The sequence below is a fragment of the Klebsiella sp. KPN54798 genome (assembly GCF_021184225.1).
GTDB lineage: Bacteria > Pseudomonadota > Gammaproteobacteria > Enterobacterales > Enterobacteriaceae > Klebsiella > Klebsiella pneumoniae.
Map to the genome: position 1 here is coordinate 5,095,807 of NZ_CP089234.1, position 16,246 is coordinate 5,112,052.

14 protein-coding genes, 2 pseudogenes and 1 riboswitch are annotated in these 16,246 nt (G+C 56.1%); of the genes and pseudogenes, 12 read left to right on the forward strand and 4 right to left on the reverse strand.

Annotated elements, in window-relative coordinates; genetic code table 11:
• The first annotated feature begins 112 nt into the window (after positions 1-112).
• Together malF and malG are read left to right on the forward strand one after the other, a co-directional pair.
• Positions 113-1,657: a maltose ABC transporter permease MalF gene (gene malF / locus LPQ25_RS24460; RefSeq protein WP_002884726.1), complete on the forward strand. Its 1,545-nt coding sequence runs from the start codon at positions 113-115 to the stop codon at positions 1,655-1,657.
• Between the two features lie 14 nt (positions 1,658-1,671).
• Positions 1,672-2,562 (forward strand): maltose ABC transporter permease MalG, encoded by an 891-nt coding sequence (gene malG / locus LPQ25_RS24465; protein ID WP_002884725.1) that lies wholly within the window; start codon positions 1,672-1,674, stop codon positions 2,560-2,562.
• Between the two features lie 191 nt (positions 2,563-2,753).
• On the opposite strand, the gene psiE is transcribed toward malG, so the two are convergent.
• Positions 2,754-3,164, reverse strand: coding sequence for a phosphate-starvation-inducible protein PsiE (gene psiE / locus LPQ25_RS24470; protein WP_002884721.1), 411 nt, complete (start codon positions 3,162-3,164; stop codon positions 2,754-2,756).
• Positions 3,165-3,537: 373 nt separating this feature from the next.
• Between psiE and LPQ25_RS24475 the strand changes: the two genes are divergently transcribed.
• The 6 genes from LPQ25_RS24475 (at position 3,538) to LPQ25_RS24500 (ending at position 7,433) form a co-directional block, all read left to right on the forward strand.
• Positions 3,538-4,815: an L-cysteine desulfidase family protein gene (locus LPQ25_RS24475; protein ID WP_004178268.1), complete on the forward strand. Its 1,278-nt coding sequence runs from the start codon at positions 3,538-3,540 to the stop codon at positions 4,813-4,815.
• A gap of 82 nt (positions 4,816-4,897) precedes the next feature.
• A complete protein-coding gene (locus LPQ25_RS24480; protein WP_004177854.1) occupies positions 4,898-5,638 on the forward strand; it encodes an AzlC family ABC transporter permease in 741 nt (246 codons plus the stop codon).
• Complete coding sequence (locus tag LPQ25_RS24485) at positions 5,631-5,951, forward strand: AzlD domain-containing protein (protein ID WP_004177855.1); 321 nt, start codon at positions 5,631-5,633, stop codon at positions 5,949-5,951. The genes LPQ25_RS24480 and LPQ25_RS24485 overlap by 8 nt, the downstream gene beginning before the upstream one ends.
• A gap of 20 nt (positions 5,952-5,971) precedes the next feature.
• Positions 5,972-6,352, forward strand: a complete 381-nt coding sequence (locus tag LPQ25_RS24490) for a Rid family detoxifying hydrolase (RefSeq protein ID WP_002884637.1) — start codon at positions 5,972-5,974, stop codon at positions 6,350-6,352.
• A gap of 107 nt (positions 6,353-6,459) precedes the next feature.
• On the forward strand, positions 6,460-6,969 hold the full coding sequence (locus LPQ25_RS24495) for a GNAT family N-acetyltransferase (protein WP_004177856.1): 510 nt from the start codon (positions 6,460-6,462) through the stop codon (positions 6,967-6,969).
• Positions 6,970-6,977: 8 nt separating this feature from the next.
• Positions 6,978-7,433: an acyltransferase gene (locus tag LPQ25_RS24500; protein ID WP_004177857.1), complete on the forward strand. Its 456-nt coding sequence runs from the start codon at positions 6,978-6,980 to the stop codon at positions 7,431-7,433.
• Positions 7,434-7,482: 49 nt separating this feature from the next.
• Here the strand turns inward: LPQ25_RS24500 and pgi are convergent, their stop codons facing one another.
• Entirely contained in the window at positions 7,483-9,132 is a 1,650-nt protein-coding gene (gene pgi, locus LPQ25_RS24505; protein ID WP_012737148.1) for a glucose-6-phosphate isomerase, read from the reverse strand.
• A 349-nt stretch (positions 9,133-9,481) separates the two neighbouring features.
• A riboswitch (Lysine riboswitch) is annotated at positions 9,482-9,717 on the forward strand.
• Positions 9,718-9,896: 179 nt separating this feature from the next.
• Between pgi and lysC the strand changes: the two genes are divergently transcribed.
• The 3 genes from lysC (at position 9,897) to LPQ25_RS24520 (ending at position 12,703) form a co-directional block, all read left to right on the forward strand.
• Entirely contained in the window at positions 9,897-11,246 is a 1,350-nt protein-coding gene (gene lysC / locus LPQ25_RS24510) for a lysine-sensitive aspartokinase 3 (RefSeq protein WP_004146591.1), read from the forward strand.
• Between the two features lie 138 nt (positions 11,247-11,384).
• Positions 11,385-12,314 carry a ketopantoate/pantoate/pantothenate transporter PanS gene (gene panS / locus LPQ25_RS24515; RefSeq protein ID WP_002884627.1) on the forward strand — a complete coding sequence of 310 codons (930 nt, stop codon included), beginning with the start codon at positions 11,385-11,387 and terminating at the stop codon, positions 12,312-12,314.
• A gap of 116 nt (positions 12,315-12,430) precedes the next feature.
• Positions 12,431-12,703, forward strand: coding sequence for a YjbD family protein (locus tag LPQ25_RS24520; protein ID WP_002884625.1), 273 nt, complete (start codon positions 12,431-12,433; stop codon positions 12,701-12,703).
• Here the strand turns inward: LPQ25_RS24520 and rluF are convergent.
• Positions 12,700-13,573 (reverse strand): annotated as a pseudogene (rluF, locus tag LPQ25_RS24525) (23S rRNA pseudouridine(2604) synthase RluF). The gene LPQ25_RS24520 and the pseudogene rluF sit on opposite strands and share 4 nt — an antisense overlap.
• A gap of 198 nt (positions 13,574-13,771) precedes the next feature.
• Here rluF and pepE point away from each other — a divergent pair.
• Positions 13,772-14,460, forward strand: a pseudogene (gene pepE / locus LPQ25_RS24530) (dipeptidase PepE).
• 111 nt (positions 14,461-14,571) lie between these two features.
• On the opposite strand, the gene LPQ25_RS24535 reads toward pepE, so the two are convergent.
• A complete protein-coding gene (locus LPQ25_RS24535; RefSeq protein ID WP_004177864.1) occupies positions 14,572-16,203 on the reverse strand; it encodes a Na/Pi cotransporter family protein in 1,632 nt (543 codons plus the stop codon).
• Positions 16,204-16,246: the final 43 nt, after the last annotated feature.

Below are 16,246 nucleotides of genomic sequence, written 5' to 3' on the forward strand. Positions count from 1 at the left end.
CGGCGGGTGGCGCGTGCGCCTACCCGCCCTACCACTACGGCTCGGACCGTAGGTCAGGTAAGCGAAGCGCCACCTGACAAATAAGTTTTCACCGCTGTAGAGGATGATCCCCATGGATGCCGTTAAAAAGAGACACTGGTGGCAAAGCCCGCAACTCACATGGTCTGTGATTGGCTTACTGTGCCTGCTGGTGGGTTACCTTGTTGTTTTGATGTACGCCCAGGGGGAGTACCTGTTCGCCATCATGACGCTGATTTTAAGCTCAGTTGGCCTGTATATTTTCGCTAATCGCAAGGCTTATGCCTGGCGCTATGTTTATCCCGGCCTCGCCGGCATGGGCCTGTTTGTCCTGTTTCCGCTGATCTGCACTATCGCTATCGCGTTTACCAACTACAGCAGCACCAACCAGCTGACCTTTGAGCGTGCGCAGCAGGTGCTGATGGATCGTTCCTTCCAGGCCGGCAAAGCCTATAATTTCACGCTGATCCCGGCGGGTGACGAGTGGAAGCTGGCGCTGACCGACGGCGAAAGCGGTAAAAACTACCTTTCTGACGCCTTTAAATTTGGCGGCGAGCAGAAGCTGGCGTTAAAAGAAACCGACGCCCTGCCGGAAGGCGAGCGCGCCAACCTGCGCGTGATTACCCAGAATCGCACCGCGCTGAACCAGCTGACCGCTGTGCTGCCGGATGACAGCAAAGTCATCATGAGCTCCCTGCGCCAGTTCTCCGGTACCCAGCCTCTGTATACCCTCGGCGAAGACGGGGTACTGACCAACAATCAGACCCACGTTAAATACCGCCCGAACAACGACGTCGGCTTCTACCAGTCAATTAACGCCGACGGCAGCTGGGGCAATGAGAAGCTGAGCCCGGGCTACACTGTGACTATCGGCTGGGACAACTTTACCCGCGTCTTCCACGATGAAGGCATTCAGAAACCGTTCTTCGCGATCTTCGTCTGGACGGTGGTGTTCTCGGTGCTGACCGTAGTGCTGACCGTCGCGGTGGGGATGATCCTCGCCTGCCTGGTGCAGTGGGAAGCGCTGAAAGGCAAAGCGATTTATCGCGTCCTGCTGATTCTGCCGTACGCCGTACCGTCGTTTATTTCGATTCTGATTTTCAAAGGGCTGTTCAACCAGAGCTTTGGTGAAATCAACATGATGCTCAGCACGCTGTTCGGCATTAAGCCGGCCTGGTTTAGCGACCCGACCACCGCGCGTACCATGATCATCATCGTCAACACCTGGCTGGGCTACCCGTACATGATGATCCTGTGCATGGGGCTGCTGAAGGCGATTCCGGACGATCTGTACGAAGCGTCGGCAATGGATGGCGCCGGCCCGTTCCAGAACTTCTTTAAAATTACCTTCCCGCTGCTGATTAAGCCGCTAACGCCGCTGATGATCGCCAGCTTCGCCTTTAACTTTAACAACTTCGTCCTGATTCAATTGTTGACCAACGGCGGTCCGGACCGTCTCGGCACCACCACCCCGGCCGGTTATACCGACCTGCTGGTGAGCTACACCTATCGCATCGCCTTTGAAGGCGGCGGCGGTCAGGACTTCGGCCTGGCGGCGGCTATCGCAACGCTAATCTTCCTGCTGGTTGGCGCGTTAGCGATTGTGAATCTGAAAGCCACGCGCATGAAGTTTGACTAAGGGAGATAACGACAATGGCTATGGTCCAACCCAAATCGCAGAAGCTACGTTTATTTACCACGCATCTCCTGCTACTGATTTTTATCGCCGCGATTATGTTTCCGCTGCTGATGGTTATCGCTATCTCGCTGCGCGAGGGTAACTTCGCCACCGGCAGCCTGATCCCGGATACCATCTCCTGGGAACACTGGCGTCTGGCGTTAGGCTTCAGCGTCGAACACGCCGATGGCCGCGTCACGCCGCCGCCGTTCCCGGTCCTGCTGTGGCTGTGGAACTCGATTAAGGTCGCCGGGATCACCGCGATCGGTATCGTCGCTCTCTCCACCACCTGCGCCTACGCTTTCGCCCGTATGCGCTTCCCGGGGAAAGCGACCCTGCTGAAAGGGATGCTGATTTTCCAGATGTTCCCGGCGGTGCTGTCGCTGGTTGCCCTGTACGCGTTGTTTGACCGCCTGGGCCAGTACATCCCGTTCGTCGGCCTCAACACCCACGGCGGCGTCATCTTTGCCTACATGGGCGGTATCGCGCTGCACGTCTGGACGATTAAAGGCTACTTCGAAACCATCGATGGCTCGCTGGAAGAAGCGGCGGCGCTGGATGGCGCGACCCCATGGCAGGCTTTCCGTCTGGTGCTGCTGCCGCTGTCGGTGCCGATTCTGGCAGTCGTGTTTATTCTGTCGTTCATCGCGGCCATCACCGAAGTGCCGGTCGCCTCGCTGCTGCTGCGCGATGTGAACAGCTATACCCTGGCGGTAGGTATGCAACAGTATCTCAACCCGCAGAACTATCTGTGGGGCGACTTTGCCGCCGCGGCGGTGCTCTCCGCCATTCCGATCACGGTTGTCTTCCTGCTGGCGCAGCGCTGGCTGGTTAATGGCCTGACGGCGGGTGGAGTGAAAGGTTAATTTTTTTGTAACACCGGCCCCAAATTTCAGAGGAGGGCCGACGGTCTAGCCGCAATACACGACCCCAACCGGGTATTGTCGCCGTCGCCCTCAGCTGAAAAAGTAAGGTCAATGCCACTGCTATCCTCAACTGGACCCTACATAAATTCTATTTGTGACTGTTGGTCAGCGGCCCTGGAGGCCGCTTTTTTTTATTCGCGTTTCAGGCGATTGGAGTTACACAGCCAGAGCGTAATCACCAGGATCAGGATCGCCGCGGAGTAAATGAGCACCGCCAGCGGCGACTCATGATCGACGATAATAAGCCGCACAATTGCGGTAATACCGATATAGACGAAATAGCGCAGTGGAAAGTGAAAACCGGATTCAAAATATTTAACAATCAGCGCGATAAACTCAAAGTAGAGAAAATAGACCACCAGCCCTTCGACCAGCTTGTACTTACTCACCGGCTCCGGCGTAAACAGTACGTGCGCCAGATGCAGGGTCTCCTTTCCCAGGAACACCACCAGAATAATTCCCAGGCACAGCAGTGCCAGATTCAGCACGGCCTGCATGGCCTTCGCAACGAAATTAACCAGCGGACGATATACCGACGGCATAGTGACACCTCAAATGCATGAACGTTGTCGATCTGTATAGCGCAAAAGTGTGATCCAGATCTACCTATGATTCCTTCGTCTTACGCTATCTCTGGGCTATTGATTCGAAAAGTACGAACAAGAGAAAATTGTCCTTCCAGCAACGCTGTGAGCAGATTAACAAAATCATCCGTTACGCTTAGAACGAATCAGCCCAACTAACTGAAATATAAAAAGTTTACTTTTTGAAACAGGTATATCTTAAAACCTCCCGTAAGATAAAATTTTTCTCCAAACCACAGTCTTTTTATGGTTATTAGGGTAAGTTTTTTCTTATCTTTTGTCTTAGCATTATCGCAGCTGAATAAAATTTAATTTTGGACATTAAATCATTATGAACACCGATAACGCTTCCCTGTACGTAAAATGGCTCAAACAAGAGGTCGCCCCGGCTTTAGGTTGTACTGAACCCGTCGCTATTTCCTTCGCGGCCGCCTACGCCGCACAATATCTGGATCAGCCTTGCACTAAAATTAGCGGTTTTATTTCCGCCAATCTTTATAAAAACGCGATGGGCGTCACCATACCCGGCACCACCGTTTGCGGTGTACCGCTGGCAGCCGCAATTGGCGCATTTGGCGGCGACCCGCAAAAGGGATTAAAAACGCTGGAAGATATCACTCCGCGACACGTTGAAATGGCGCAGAAGCTGATCGCCAATAACGCCGTTGATATTGCCGTCGAAGAGACCCCGGATTTTATTCATCTCGATTTAACCCTCTCTGCTGGCGAGAATTGCTGTCGTGTCGTGGTCAAAGGAACCCACACCAACGTGGTCGAACTTTATATTAATGGCCAGCCGCAGCCATTAAGCGAAAAACAGAATACGCGCACCCAGCGCGAAACGCTGCCCACTTTCTCGCTACAACAGGCTTACGAATTTATTAATCGCGTCGACTTTAATGATATTCGCTTTATTCTCGACGCCGCGCGCTTAAACTCCGCGCTGGCGGCAGAAGGCAAAACAAAAAAATATGGCCTGAACATTAACGGTACCTTTTCTGACGCAGTGAAAAACGGCCTGATGAGCAACGATCTGTTAAGCAAGGTGATCATCAACACCGTCGCCGCTTCAGATGCCCGCATGGGCGGCGCGCCGGTGGTAGCGATGTCTAACTTCGGCTCAGGCAATCAGGGCATTACAGCAACCATGCCGGTAGTGGTGGTTGCAGAGCATCTCGGCGTCGATGAAGAGACCCTGGCTCGCGCTTTGTCTCTATCTCATCTCACCGCCATCTCAATTCATTCTCGTTATACGCGCTTATCTGCGCTATGCGCAGCCTCAACCGCCGCTATGGGCGCCGCCGCCGGTATGGCATGGCTGTTTACCCGCGACATCAACACCATTAATACCGCAATTATTAATATGGTCAGCGATATTACCGGCATGATTTGTGATGGCGCTTCCAACAGCTGCGCGATGAAAGTCTCGTCAGTGGTATCCAGCGCCTTTAAGGCGGTACTAATGGCAATGCAAAATAGCTGCGCTGGCGCCAATGACGGTATTGTCTGCGCCGATGTCGAGCAGACTATTAATAACCTGTGCCGTCTGGTGATTAAACCAATGACTCTCACCGATAAAGAAATTATCAGCATTATGGTCGCTAAATAATACCATTTCACGGGCCTGAAAGAGCAGGCCCGATTAACGTACTCTACCCACACTATTATTTATAAATTAGCAGGTATAGCAGATGAATAAAAAAGTCATCTTCCGCGGCGCCAGCGCTATTATGCCCCTATGCATCGGCGACTTTCCATTTTCATTTATTGTCGGCGCATTAAGCGTTAGCGCGGGCATGAGCGTCTGGCAGAGTACGGCGTGGTCGGCGATCGTCATTGCCGGCTCGGCGCAAATGCTGGCACTGAATATGTTAAAAACCGGCGCCACGCTCGGCGTGATTATTTTCACCACATTAATTATCAATCTTCGCCACGTGCTGTATAGCGCCTCTATTTCCGGCACCGTGCGCGAAGCTTCATTCTTTAAAAAATGCTTTATGTCCTATGCGCTCACCGACGAGGTGTATGCCACCACCGTCAAAGAGATGGAAGGAAATAAAAAGGAAAAATATCTGTTTTATGGTTCGGCGATGATTACCTTCTGGGCGATTTGGGTGCTGGCTGATTTTCTTGGCGCGCTGGTCGGCGCCTCGTTTCCCCACATTGAGAAATACGGTCTCGATTTCGCCATGGTCGCCGCCTTTATCGCCATCGTGGTGCCGCAAATTAAAAGCCAGGCCTGCACCGTCGCCGCGGTTGTAGCCGCCGTTTCCGGCGTGCTGTTAGTGGTCCTACCCTATTCGCTGGGTATCGTCGTCGCCTCAGTGCTTGGCGTCCTCGCCGGCCTGTGCGTCGACCTGGCGGAAGAGCGCAAGCAGATGGCAAAAACCGAATCCGATATGCCGTTAGTGGAGGCGATGGAAAATGAGTAATAGCTATTTTATCGCCCTGACGCTGGGCATGGCCGCGGTGACTTTTCTCATCCGTTTCTCGTTTATCGGCCTGGCCGGCAAGATCCAGATGTCCGAGCGGGTGACCAAAACGCTACGCTTCGTGCCGGTCACCGTTCTGCCGGCCATCATCACCATTCAGATCCTGAGCGTGAATTCCAGCATGGAGTTCGACTTAAAAAATCCGAAGGTGATCGCCGCCATCATCTGCACGCTCGCCAGCTTCCGTTTAGGCCTGGTGTGGGTGGTAGTGAGCGGCGTCGGCTCGCTGGTGTTGTTAAATTATTTTATGTAACCGTTTGAAGGATAAACCGTATGATTATTACCACCGCTGACGCGCCTGCCGCTATCGGCCCGTACGTGCAGGGCGTCAATCTCGGCGCGATGACCATCACCTCCGGTCAGCTGCCGATTAATCCGCTGGACGGCACCATGCCAGGCGATATCGCCGAACAGGCGCGGCAATCACTGGAGAACGTGAAAGCCATCGTCGAAGCCGCCGGACTCACGGTCGGGCAGATCGTTAAAACTACGGTGTTTGTCAAAGACCTGGCGGATTTTGCCGCCATCAATGCCGCCTACGAGGCCTTCTTTATCGAACACCAGGCGGCCTTTCCGGCGCGCTCCTGTGTGGAGGTAGCAAGGTTACCGAAAGATGCCGGCGTCGAAATCGAAGCGATCGCTTTCGCCCGCTAACCCCCAGGCTGGAGGGAGCGCCTCCAGCCTTCTCCCACCGATTTTTGTCGTTCCACATTGTTCACTTTACAGGCAATATAGCCGCAGAACGACGCGAGGAACGCAGCATGTTAACTATTCGACAGGCATGTCCCGAGGACGCGCCCCAGCTTAGCGCGATGGGCTATGCCAGCTATCATCACCACTTTGCTCATCTCTGGCGCGATGCCGATGAACTGGCGTTATTTCTTAAGCAAGAATATGCCGAAGATGCGCTACGTCGGAGTCTTGCGGATGCGACCCAACACTGGCTCATCGCCGAAGCCCCCTCTCCTGTTGGTTTCGCTAAATATAGCTATCAGCAGCGAATGGCTGACGACGGCAAGATTGGTACGCTGCTGCATAAGCTCTACCTGATGCCGGGGAAGACTGGCCACCGCTACGGCGAGCATATTTTTCACGCCGTCGAGACGCGAGCAAAAACGGCCGGTGAAAGTTGGCTGTGGCTGGAAGTACTCGCCGCGAATCCCGCCGCGCGCCGTTTTTACGAACGCCAGGGAATGCAGCACATCAGAGACACGACTTTCCACTCCGCCAGCCAGCAAAGCACCTTACATATTCTGGCCAAACCTATTTGAGAGGAACTATGCCTGAGCTTCGTGATACCGGTGTACGTAACGTCGTTTGTGGGGAAAATGTCGTTATTTACCAGCCCGCCAACCTCTATGATTGCCAGCTCGGCGATAACGTCTTCGTCGGGCCGTTCGTTGAGATCCAGGGGAATACCCGCATCGGCGCGAACAGTAAAATTCAATCCCATACCTTTATCTGCGAGTACGTCACCATCGGCCAGCGCTGCTTTATCGGTCACGGCGTGATGTTTGCCAACGACCTGTTTCGCGAGGGTAAACCAAACGCCGACCGCGCCAGCTGGGGGCGGATCGAGATTGGCGATGACGTGTCGATCGGCAGCGGCGCCACGATTCTGGCCGTCAGCATCTGCGATGGGGTGGTGATAGGCGCGGGCAGCGTGGTAACGAAGTCCATTACCGAGAAAGGCGTGTGGGCGGGGAATCCGGCGAGGCTGCTGCGGCGGCTATAAATAAAAATGCCGACCAAAGGGTCGGCATTCCGTCTTAGCTGCGCAAGCGTTATGCGCGCCAGGCTTTATAACGGTTAATCAGGCCGTTAGTAGAGCTGTCGTGGCTGCTAACTTTGCTGCCGTCTTTCAGCTCCGGCAGGATGCGGTTAGCCAGCTGTTTGCCCAGCTCAACGCCCCACTGGTCAAAGGTGAAGATGTCGAGGATCGCGCCCTGGGTGAAGATTTTGTGCTCGTACAGGGCAATCAGCGCCCCGAGGCTGAACGGGGTGATCTCACGCAGCAGGATGGAGTTAGTCGGGCGGTTACCTTCGAACACTTTGAACGGCACCACGTGCTCCAGGGTCGCCGGGTCTTTACCCTGATCGCGATATTCCTGCTCAACCACTTCGCGGGATTTACCAAAGGCCAGGGCCTCGGTCTGGGCGAAGAAGTTAGACAGCAGTTTCTGATGGTGGTCAGACAGCGGGTTGTGGGTGATAGCCGGAGCGATGAAATCGCACGGTACCATTTTGGTGCCCTGGTGGATCAGCTGGTAGAACGCGTGCTGACCGTTGGTGCCCGGCTCACCCCAGATGATTGGGCCAGTCTGGTAGTCTACCGCGTGGCCGTTACGGTCAACATACTTACCGTTGGACTCCATGTTGCCCTGCTGGAAGTAAGCGGCAAAGCGGTGCATGTACTGGTCGTACGGCAGAATCGCTTCGGTTTCCGCACCGAAGAAGTTGTTGTACCAGATGCCGATCAGCGCCAGCAGCACCGGCAGGTTTTTCTCCGCCGGAGTGGTGGAGAAGTGCTTATCCATCGCATGCGCGCCGGACAGCAGCTCAACGAAGTTGTCGAAGCCCACGGAGAGAATGATGGACAGACCAATCGCCGACCACAGGGAGTAACGGCCGCCAACCCAGTCCCAGAATTCGAACATGTTGGCGGTGTCGATGCCGAACTCGCCAACCGCTTTCGCGTTGGTGGAAAGCGCGGCGAAGTGTTTCGCCACGTGCTTGTCGTCGCCCGCGGTTGCCAGGAACCAGTCGCGCGCGCTGTGGGCGTTGGTCATGGTTTCCTGGGTAGTGAAAGTCTTGGACGCCACCAGGAACAGAGTCGTTTCCGGATTCACGTTCTTCAGCACTTCGGCGATATGGGTGCCATCGACGTTAGAGACAAAGTGCATGTTGAGGTGGTTTTTATACGGACGCAGCGCCTCGGTCACCATGAAAGGACCGAGGTCGGAGCCGCCGATGCCGATGTTAACCACGTCGGTGATCGGTTTGCCGGTGTAGCCTTTCCAGCTACCGGAGATAATCGCTTCGGAGAAGGTTTTCATCTTCTCCAGCACAGCGTTCACTTCCGGCATCACATCTTTGCCATCAACCACAATCGGCGTATTGCTGCGGTTACGCAGCGCGACGTGCAGTACCGCGCGGTCTTCGGTGCGGTTGATCTTCTCACCTGAGAACATCGACTTGATAGCGCCCGCCAGGTCAGTCTCTTTCGCCAGATCCTGCAGTTTAGCCAGCGTCTCTTCAGTGATGCGGTTTTTGGAGAAGTCCACCAGCATCAGATCGTCGAACGTCGCGGAAAATTTAGAAAAACGGTCGCTATCTTTGGCGAAAAGCTCGCTGATAGTGACATCTTTCATTTCGTCGAAGTGTTTCTGTAATGCCTGCCAGGCAGAGGTCTGCGTTGGGTTGATGTTTTTCATTAGCAATACTCTTCTGATTTGAGATTGTGACTTCGGTCGATTGTAGCGCCGGTGACGGAAAATTGTGATGATTTTTGTGACTTGACCCTGACGCCGGTCAGGAATCGGGTCAAAACGGAGTAAAAAGCCCCATTAGTATAGCTATCATAAGGCTTTTTTCTGTTAGCCGCAGAGGCATGAAAAATCCGCATAACCGCAGCGTTGACATAGCTGGCGTTAAGCCTTTATATATCCGCAGTGCTTACGTATTGGTAGGTATCTATTGCTCGCGCATTTCACGCTACAGCGAAAGGGTATTCGCGGGGGATATAATGTCCCTGTTCCCCCGGCCAGGTGAAAGACGTCAGTAATTGCCAGAAGAGGTGCGTTGCCCAGGTAACCGTATTGGAGGAACCAGTCCGGGGAAGATACGTGAGGGGGAGCAACGCCGAGGTGAAAGAGCGTCTGGTCACGCTCCTCGCCGGCCACAGGGGCTGAATCCCCTGGGTTGTCACCAGAAACGTTCGCAGTCGGGCGTTTCATACCCGAACACCTCAGCGCCCAAAGCGGTGAGTCGGGTCTACAAGGTGGAGCACTTCTGGGTGACATCGTAGTTGTTTATCACTCTGCGCCACCCTGTTTATCGCTCTTCCCTTGTGCCATGGCTGAATAATTTGGCCTGGCTTATTAAGACATTTTGTTGCGATCCGGCGGCGTCCAGCCCCTGCCAGGATCGGTGCTCAGGAATCGTTTTAATAAGTCAGGCCCCCTGACACGAGGTTGTTATGACAGATCTAGTCGTCGCCAAATTTGGCGGCACCAGCGTTGCTGATTTTGACGCAATGAACCGCAGCATCGATGTGGCGCTGCTCGATGCCAATACCCGTATTGTTGTGCTCTCCGCCTCTGCCGGCGTGACCAACATTCTGGTGGCCTTAGCGGGAGGGCTGGAACCCACCGAACGTTTTTCCCAGCTGGACGCTCTGCGTCAGATCCAGTTCAATATTCTGGAGCGTTTGCGTTATCCCAACGTGATCCGCGAAGAGATTGAGCGCTTGCTGGAAAATATCACGACGCTGGCGGAAGCCGCCGCGCTCGCCTCCTCAACCGCCCTGACCGACGAACTGGTCAGCCATGGCGAACTGATGTCCACCCTGCTGTTTGTGGAAATTCTGCGTGAACGCGGTATTCAGGCGCAGTGGTTTGACGCCCGTAAAGTGCTGCGCACTAACGATCGCTTTGGCCGCGCCGAACCGGACATCGCCGCCGTCGCCGAACTGACCCAGCAGCAGCTGGCGCCGCGCCTGGCGGAAGGCCTGGTGGTGACCCAGGGCTTTATCGGCAGCGAAGCGAAAGGCCGTACCACCACCCTCGGCCGCGGCGGCAGCGATTATACCGCCGCTCTGCTCGGCGAAGCGCTGAATGCCACCCGCGTCGATATCTGGACCGATGTCCCGGGGATCTATACTACCGACCCGCGCGTCGCGCCGGCGGCGAAACGCATCGACGTCATCGCCTTTGAAGAGGCAGCGGAAATGGCCACCTTTGGCGCCAAAGTGCTGCATCCGGCGACCCTGCTGCCTGCCGTGCGCAGCGATATCCCGGTGTTTGTCGGCTCCAGTAAAGAGCCTAAAGCGGGCGGTACGCTGGTGTGTAAAACCACCGAGAACCCGCCGCTGTTCCGCGCGCTGGCGCTGCGTCGCCGGCAAACGCTGCTGACGCTGCACAGCCTGAATATGCTGCACTCCCGCGGCTTCCTCGCCGAAGTGTTCGGTATTCTGGCGCGCCATAACATCTCAGTTGATTTGATCACCACCTCCGAAGTGAGCGTGGCCCTGACCATGGACACCACCGGCTCGACCTCTGCGGGCGATACCCTGCTGACCCAGGCGCTGCTGACCGAGCTCTCTTCGCTGTGCCGCGTGGAAGTGGAAGAAAATCTGGCGCTGGTCGCCCTGATTGGCAATGAGCTGTCGAAAGCCTGCGGCGTCGGCAAAGAGGTCTTTGGCGTCCTCGAGCCGTTTAACATCCGCATGATCTGCTATGGCGCCTCCAGCCACAACCTGTGCTTCCTGGTGCCGGGCGACGATGCGGAGAAGGTTGTGCAGAAGCTGCATCATAATTTGTTTGAATAAAATTCCTTAGCACGATAAACAATACCTATAGCCGGGCTCGAACCCGGCTTTTTTATAACAACATCAACACAACCAGCTGACCTGCTCGCCGCCCATCGGGATGGCGCGGCCCGGTTCGCGTATCGCAAGGAACACAACATGCTCGCAACTCTGACGCGGCTGTTCCCGTTATGGGCACTGCTGCTCTCCGTTCTGGCCTATTACACTCCCACTACCTTCACCCCAATTGGCCCATGGGTCACCACCCTGCTGATGCTGATCATGTTCGGTATGGGCGTGCATCTGAAGCTGGAGGATTTCAAACGCGTCCTGTCGCGCCCGGCGCCGGTCGCTGCGGGGATCTTTCTCCATTATCTGGTGATGCCGCTCGCCGCCTGGCTGCTGGCGCTGCTGTTTCATATGCCGCCGGAGCTTTCCGCCGGGATGGTGCTGGTCGGCAGCGTCGCCAGCGGGACCGCCTCCAACGTGATGATCTTTCTTGCCAAAGGGGATGTGGCGCTGTCGGTGACCATCTCCTCGGTCTCCACCCTCGTCGGCGTCGTGGCGACACCGCTGCTCACCCGTCTGTACGTCGACGCGCATATTCAGGTCGACGTCATGGGCATGTTGCTCAGCATTCTGCAGATTGTGGTCATTCCTATCGCGCTGGGACTGATTGTCCATCATCTGCTGCCGAAGGTGGTGAAAGCGGTAGAGCCGTTCCTGCCCGCCTTCTCGATGGTGTGCATTCTGGCGATCATCAGCGCGGTGGTGGCGGGTTCCGCCGCCCATATCGCCTCCGTCGGCCTGGTGGTGATTATCGCGGTGATCCTGCATAACACTATTGGTCTGCTTGGCGGGTACTGGGGCGGACGTCTGTTTGGTTTTGATGAATCCACCTGCCGTACGCTGGCGATCGAGGTGGGGATGCAGAACTCCGGCCTGGCGGCCGCGCTGGGTAAAATTTACTTCGGCCCGCTGGCGGCGCTGCCGGGCGCGCTGTTCTCCGTCTGGCATAACCTGTCCGGTTCGCTGCTGGCCGGGTACTGGTCAGGAAAGCCCATCGCCAAAAAAGCCGACAAGCGCTGAGTGTGATACGTCCGGGCGCAGGCCCGGGCGTGTGCCTGCTTTAGTTGCCATACAGGGTATCAGTAAAATATTCATTGCCGTACACTGGGTGCTCTGGTCTGACTGAGGGCACCACCATGGCACTCCCCCGTATTACACAAAAAGAGATGACCGAGCGCGAACAGCGCGAATTGAAAACGCTGCTTGACCGCGCGCGTATTGCGCATGGCCGCCCGCTGAGCAATGCGGAAACGAACAGCGTGAAAAAGGAATATATCGATAAGCTGATGGCGCAGCGTGAAGCGGAAGCGAAGAAAGCCCGCCAGGTGAGAAAACAGCAGGCTTATAAAACGGATAAGGAAGCGACCTTTTCCTGGTCGGCGAATACGCCGACCCGCGGCAGGCGTTAACGCCCTTTCTTTTTACGTCCCGGCTGGGTGAAACGTTTCCCGTTACCAGCCGGGCGGCCCTTATCGTTGCTATTTTCCATCTTCACCACCGGGCGCTTGATGCCGGGAGTCGCCGCTTTGGCCTTCGGCCTGGCTTTCGGCTTCGCTTCGGAAGAGGAGTTTTCAATCAGCTTGAACAGGTCGATCAGCTCGTCATCGGTTAGATCACGCCATTCACCCAAGGGGATCCCCGTCAGGCTCACGTTCATGATCCGCGTACGCTCAAGCTTCGTCACTTCATAGCCAAAGTGCTCGCACATACGACGGATCTGGCGATTCAGCCCCTGCACCAGAGTGATGCGGAAAACGAACGGCGCTTCTTTCTTTACCTTACATTTTTTGGTCACGGTCCCGAGAATCGGTACCCCGCGCCCATGCCGCGAATGAACTCATCGGTCACCGGCTTATCGACCGTCACCAGATACTCTTTTTCATGGTCGTTGCCGGCGCGCAGGATCTTGTTCACCAGATCGCCGTGGTTGGTGAGGAAGATCAGCCCTGAGAATCTTTATCCAGACGGCCAATAGGGAAGATACGCTTGCTGTGGTTGACGAAATCGACAATGTTGTCGCGCTCGCCGTCTTCCGTGGTGCTCACAATGCCGACCGGCTTATTCAGCGCAATCAGTACCAGATCATCCGCTTCGCGCGGCTCAATCAACCGTCCGTTCACTTTGACTAAATCGCCAGGCTTCACCTGATCGCCAATCGTGGCGCGCTTGCCATTGATAAAGACGTTGCCTTGTTCAATAAAGCGGTCCGCTTCGCGACGCGAGCAGATGCCGCTTTCACTGATGTATTTGTTTAATCGGGTTGATGAGTCGGGCAGCATAGATTCTCCTGTAAAAGCGAAATATACCCTACCTTGTGGGCGAGAAAAAACCTGGATTGTGTGATTCATTATCCAGAAGCTTCGTCGGGCTTGTGAACAGCATTCCGCTTACCCACATCATGCGCCATATCAGCGCGTCGGTATGGGGGCGATGCTAGAATTTCTGCTTCAATAATATTTTTAAAACAGGAAGAAAAGATGGAACTACTGTTACTCAGTAACTCCACGCTGCCGGGGAAAGCCTGGCTGGAACACGCCCTGCCGCTGATCGCCGGTCAGGTCAAAGGCCGCCGTAAGGCGGTATTCATCCCCTTCGCTGGCGTGACGCAATCCTGGGATGATTATACGGCCAAAGTGGCTGCGGTTATGGCGCCCATGGCGGTCAGCGTAACCGGTATCCACAGCGTCGACGACCCTATCGCCGCCATTGAAAGCACCGAGATGGTGATCGTCGGCGGCGGGAACACCTTCCAGCTGTTGAAAGAGTGCCGCAGCCGCGGTCTGTTGGCGCCGATTGTCGATGTCGTCAAACGCGGGGCGCTGTATATCGGCTGGAGCGCAGGTTCAAACCTTGCCTGCCCGACCATTCGCACCACCAACGATATGCCGATTGTCGATCCGCAGGGATTTGATGCGCTGGGGCTGTTCCCGCTACAGATTAACCCGCACTTCACCAACGCGTTGCCGACCGGGCATCAGGGCGAAACCCGCGAACAGCGTATCCGCGAACTACTGGTCGTGGCGCCGGAATTAACGGTGATTGGTTTGCCGGAAGGAAACTGGATCCAGGTCACCGATGGTCACGCGACGCTCGGTGGCCCGAACCCGACGCTGTTGTTCAAAGCGGGGAAGAAGCGATAACCCTGCCTGCGGGCCACCGCTTCTGAGCCTGGTTGGCTAACGTTTCCCGGATAGCGGCGCATTGCGCCTTATCCGGGCTGCCTCAATGGAACGTCCAAACGCAAAATCCCGGTTAGCACAGCGCCGCCGGGAATGGCTCAGTAGTCATCCCGTTCGTCGTCTTCATCCGGCTGCTCCATCACGCTGTAAGCCACCGAGCAGAACAGGCTGTTCAGACGCTTCATATCCCCTAGCAGCGCCAGGTGCAACGTACTGGTTTCGATGCTCTGCACGTTCTGCTGATGCAGACGGTCAACGTGCGCATGCGAGTAGCGGCGGTTAAGAATGCGGAACCGGTGTTTGCTGCGCCGCAGGCGGCGGGCGCTGGGCACATCGCTGGAGAAGAAGACCGACATCGCCAGCTGCAGGTTGCTGAGCAGCAGATCGTACAGGGCGTCCAGCTCCTTTAACCCTTCTACCGAGAAGGCGCGCCGCGCCGCCAGCGATTTATCGGCGATCTCGCTGCCCATTCGCTCGACGATATCGGACGCCTGTTCGAGGTTTAACGACATCTCAATAATTTCCGCCCAGCGCCGGGATTCCTCTTCCGCCAGCTCATCCTTTGGCATTCGCGCCAGATAGAGCTTAATAGCGGTGTAAAGTACGTTGATATCATCCGCCATACGGCGCAGCTCTTTCTCCTGACGCGGTTCGCCATGCATCACCTTGTGCAGGCTCTCCAGCATCTGCTCCATCGCGTCACCAATGCGCAGCGTCTCACGCGCGGCATTGGCCAGCGCCAGCGCCGGGGTGTCCAGCGCCGACGGGTCGAGATGCTTGGGTTTGAGATGGTTATCCAGCTCGGGCTCATCGCGGATCAGACGCTGGCACAGCTTCGCCATCGGTCCGGCAAAGGGCACCATCGCGATGCAGCGCAGCAGGTTGTAAAAGACGTGGAAGTAGATAACCAGCTCGGACTCGGCCAACGGCAGCTTGTGCATCGCCGCGGCCAGCGGATGGACGAACGGCAGAATAATCAGGCTCCCCACCAGCTTAAACAGCAGGCTGCCCAGCGCCACCCGGCGCGCCGCCGCGTTCGCCGCGCTGTTGTTAAGCATCGCCAGCAGCCCCGATCCCAGGTTGGCGCCAATCACCAGACACAGCGCCACCGGGAAAGAGATCGCTCCCGCCGCGGTCAGCGTCGCCGTTAACAGCACCGCCGCCAGGCTGGAGTAGCTAATGATTGCAAATACGGCGCCGATCAAGGCATCCAGCATGATATCGCCGGTCAGCGAGGCGAAAATCACCTGCACGCCGTTCGCCTGGGTTATGGGGTGTACGGCCTGGACAATCAGCTCGAGGGCCAACAGGATCAGCCCCAGACCGATCCCCACCCGTCCAAGCTGCCCAGCGCGGGTCTGCTTGCGGCCGAGGAAGAAAATCACCCCGATAAATATCAACAACGGCGACAGCCACGACAGGTCGAAGGTCAACACCCTCGCCATCAGCGCCGTCCCGACGTCGGCCCCCAGCACCATCACCAGCGCTGGCATCAGACCCACTAAATCCTGGGCGACAAATGAGGTCACCAGCATGGTGGTGGCGTTACTGCTTTGCACCAGCGCAGTCACGCCAAGACCCGCGCAGAAGGCGAGCGGCTTTTTCTCTACGCTGCTACTGAGAACGGTACGCAGGCGAGCGCCATAGACGCGCATCACCCCGGTACGCACGATATGCGTGCCCCACACCAGCAGAGCAACCGCGGACAACAGGTGTAGCAGAGTTAACACGGAATCAGCTTCTCCTTATCGTTATAGGTTTTCCGAAGTTCAG

Bases quoted from the DNA above. Each gene is read 5' to 3' on its own strand.
- malF (WP_002884726.1), top strand. From the start codon at position 113: ATGGATGCCGTTAAAAAGAGACACTGGTGGCAAAGCCCGCAACTCACA.
- malG (WP_002884725.1), top strand. From the start codon at position 1,672: ATGGCTATGGTCCAACCCAAATCGCAGAAGCTACGTTTATTTACCACG.
- psiE (WP_002884721.1), bottom strand. From the start codon at position 3,164: ATGCCGTCGGTATATCGTCCGCTGGTTAATTTCGTTGCGAAGGCCATG.
- LPQ25_RS24475 (WP_004178268.1), top strand. From the start codon at position 3,538: ATGAACACCGATAACGCTTCCCTGTACGTAAAATGGCTCAAACAAGAG.
- LPQ25_RS24480 (WP_004177854.1), top strand. From the start codon at position 4,898: ATGAATAAAAAAGTCATCTTCCGCGGCGCCAGCGCTATTATGCCCCTA.
- LPQ25_RS24485 (WP_004177855.1), top strand. From the start codon at position 5,631: ATGAGTAATAGCTATTTTATCGCCCTGACGCTGGGCATGGCCGCGGTG.
- LPQ25_RS24490 (WP_002884637.1), top strand. From the start codon at position 5,972: ATGATTATTACCACCGCTGACGCGCCTGCCGCTATCGGCCCGTACGTG.
- LPQ25_RS24495 (WP_004177856.1), top strand. From the start codon at position 6,460: ATGTTAACTATTCGACAGGCATGTCCCGAGGACGCGCCCCAGCTTAGC.
- LPQ25_RS24500 (WP_004177857.1), top strand. From the start codon at position 6,978: ATGCCTGAGCTTCGTGATACCGGTGTACGTAACGTCGTTTGTGGGGAA.
- pgi (WP_012737148.1), bottom strand. From the start codon at position 9,132: ATGAAAAACATCAACCCAACGCAGACCTCTGCCTGGCAGGCATTACAG.
- lysC (WP_004146591.1), top strand. From the start codon at position 9,897: ATGACAGATCTAGTCGTCGCCAAATTTGGCGGCACCAGCGTTGCTGAT.
- panS (WP_002884627.1), top strand. From the start codon at position 11,385: ATGCTCGCAACTCTGACGCGGCTGTTCCCGTTATGGGCACTGCTGCTC.
- LPQ25_RS24520 (WP_002884625.1), top strand. From the start codon at position 12,431: ATGGCACTCCCCCGTATTACACAAAAAGAGATGACCGAGCGCGAACAG.